General features: G+C 32.2%; 3 protein-coding genes and 1 pseudogene. 2 read left to right on the forward strand and 2 right to left on the reverse strand.

Translation table 11 applies throughout. The annotated features are described in order from the left end of the window. The first annotated feature begins 489 nt into the window (after positions 1–489). Both AC13DP_RS00150 and AC13DP_RS00155 read left to right on the forward strand, forming a co-directional pair. Positions 490–1,047, forward strand: a complete 558-nt coding sequence (locus AC13DP_RS00150) for a hypothetical protein (RefSeq protein ID WP_347405703.1) — start codon at positions 490–492, stop codon at positions 1,045–1,047. A gap of 169 nt (positions 1,048–1,216) precedes the next feature. Then, positions 1,217–1,407, forward strand: a pseudogene (locus AC13DP_RS00155) (hypothetical protein); the annotation flags it as partial. Between the two features lie 234 nt (positions 1,408–1,641). On the opposite strand, the gene AC13DP_RS00160 reads toward AC13DP_RS00155, so the two are convergent. Then, on the reverse strand, positions 1,642–1,860 hold the full coding sequence (locus tag AC13DP_RS00160; RefSeq protein ID WP_347405704.1) for a hypothetical protein: 219 nt from the start codon (positions 1,858–1,860) through the stop codon (positions 1,642–1,644). Between the two features lie 324 nt (positions 1,861–2,184). Continuing rightward, positions 2,185–2,777, reverse strand: a 593-nt coding sequence (locus AC13DP_RS00165; RefSeq protein WP_483067081.1) for a tyrosine-type recombinase/integrase, incomplete at its 5' end; no start/stop codon positions are given.

The following is a 2,777-nucleotide window of genomic DNA, read 5'->3' on the forward strand; positions in this document are numbered from 1 at the left end:
GTTGATGTACACCCTTTATAAAAACAGAACAAACTTTGATCCAAATTTTGGATGCTACCCTTAATCGATAAAGTGTAATACATTTAATGAATTTATAAACTAAAAAAAACTCAAAATTCATTGTAATTTAACACAGAATCTCTGCTAATTCTTTAAAATCTGGATTAATATTATCTGAAAAAAATGACCATAACAGGGAAATTTCGGCTCCATCTTCAAATTCGGATCATTATTCTCACGGCGACATATTGGTCCTACATGCAAAAAGAGATTCAAAAGAAAATTTTCCCTATAATAAAGGATTGGTTAATGCTATTCCTTTCGGCCAGTTATTATTACCTGTGTATTTTGCAATAATTTACTCTCAATATCTTTTTTATAGATCTGGTAATTTATTACGGTTATTTCCTTTCCATAGTTTTTGGTAGGCGTATTCAATTTTTCCGCATTCACCTTTAAAATTCTTCTGAACTATTAACTTATCAAACTATGGAATCATCTAATTTACGTATGATGCTACCCGCTTTAATGCTTATTGCCAGTTGGGTCATTATTTTCTGGAAAAACTTCAGACAAATTATACCGGTTGTTGAAGTCAGACCAAACATTGAAAAAATAACTAAATATCATCGTTTAAAACGTGTAGGGGGATATTACTGGATTATATTTTCCTTATTTATCCTCATGACTATAATTTATTCGTTACTTCCTGATTATGATTTTATATTTATGCCTGTTGCCTATTTTGACCATCCGTTAGTCAATGAACTAGGACTCATGATTCTTAAAATATCGATCATTTGGATCGTTATTGCACAATTACAAATCGATCGTGAGCTCTATAAGTATTCACGGGATATTGATAGCTTAGCCGCCATGGAACTGGTACACTATTCCGAAAAAATGTTGTTATCAGGTATGCTGGTACTTTTTTTAGGCTACTTTACAACAGTTACTAATATTGCGGGATTTATTTTAGTTCTTATTGGTATCATTATTCATTTCAGAACTTTTGGCTTTCCTTATGCAAATCACACAAGAACTTAGCTTTAAAAAAAGTGATAACTATTATTTAATTGCCGTTGTATAATTATAAAGAGCGATATAAATAAATAAAATATATTCATAGTTTTATATTCTCAGTTCTTTTACATCCTTCATCTAACAGACAGGGTTTTACCTAAGGTAAATTAATAGGGAATCGTGTGAAAATCCCGAGCTGCCGCCAGGGGTCTATGATATATATTCCCCCAGAGTACCCTGAAAGAGATGGTTAACCTTTTACCAGCCAAACAACTTTGGGTTAATCCTGATTGTGGTTTAAAAACACGCAATTGGGAAGAAACAGAAAAGCCGTTAAAATCGATGGTTACGGCTTCAACAGAAGTTTCTAAAATTTATGGATAATAAAAATTGTTAATAAACATGAAAAGAAGTATCGCCCAAGATGCCAAACCCTTTTTTGAATGTAAAATAGGTTCTATCATACTTTGTGATTGTTCATCGACAAAGATGAGTTATGATGAATTAATTACATAAAAATTAAGTATGATGATTATCTTTGTATCCAGTATATAAATGATTAAAGCAGATTACCAATCAAAATTTTCAAAAAAAGCTAAAGCGAATTTTGGGCATATTTTACAGACCCCAAAATTCAGAGTAATTTTCTCCTAAACATACTACCAGTAATAAATACATATTTGTCAAGCTTAAAATTGTTTCTATTACACCAACTACCTTATCTATTTTTAATTCAAATTTAATTCCGAGTTCAGTATACGTCTTAGAAATATTAGTTAAACGAAAATTAAAAGCCTCTTCTAAAGCATGGTTAATAATTGAGATTTGATTTTCCATAATTAAAACCTTCTCTCGAAAATAATATCTCGTTAATATTTATCCATGGACGGCCTCACAATTTTTCAAAAATGCGACTATTCCTACACAAATGAAATTCTGAGAGTATCGGTTTTCACTCTTCAAATTGTTTTCTGTATTAATCATACTCGCTACTTTTTGGATTATTTACTATTATAATAAATAGGTATTAATTACCTAATCGGAACTATTATTAAGCTTTGCATTGAGCATCGCCATATCATCTTTCACCTTTTTATCAACTACCCGTGCATAAATTTGTGTGGTAGCTAGCTTCGTATGTCCTAATAGCTTGGGTACGGTCTATATAGGAACACCATTGGTCAGCGTAATGGTTGTGGCGAAGGTATGTCTGGCAACATGAAAGGTCAGATGCTTTGTGATGCCGCAGAAATCAGCTATTTCTTTTAAATAACTGTTCAATTTTTGGTTCGAATAACGAGATAATAAGGTTTTAGAATGTACCGTTTTTGGGTGATCCTGGTAACGTTTTAAAATATCTCTTGCCTGATTAAGTAAAGGAATCTTTAAAGCAGTTTTTGTCTTTTGCCGTTCTGTTTCTATCCATTGATTCCCATCAAAATCCATCTTGATATTATCCATGGTAAGTTTAGTTATGTCTATGTAGGAAAGTCCCGTATAGCAGCTAAAAAGAAAAATATCCTTTACAATGTTAAGTCTATTTATGGACGATTGGAAATCCTCAATGGATTGTAACTCCTCCCTAGTTAAAAACTCCCTTCTCTTTTTTACAAAAGATGATTTAAATCGCACAAAAGGATCTTTAGGTATCCATTCGTGATGATAGGCCATTGTAACCATTTTACGCAATCGCTGAAGATGCTTCATTGCGGTATTGTGCCCCATTTTTCGTTGGTGATCAGTGGGCTGGTAGG

It is taken from the genome of Zunongwangia sp. L-65, assembly GCF_056859415.1.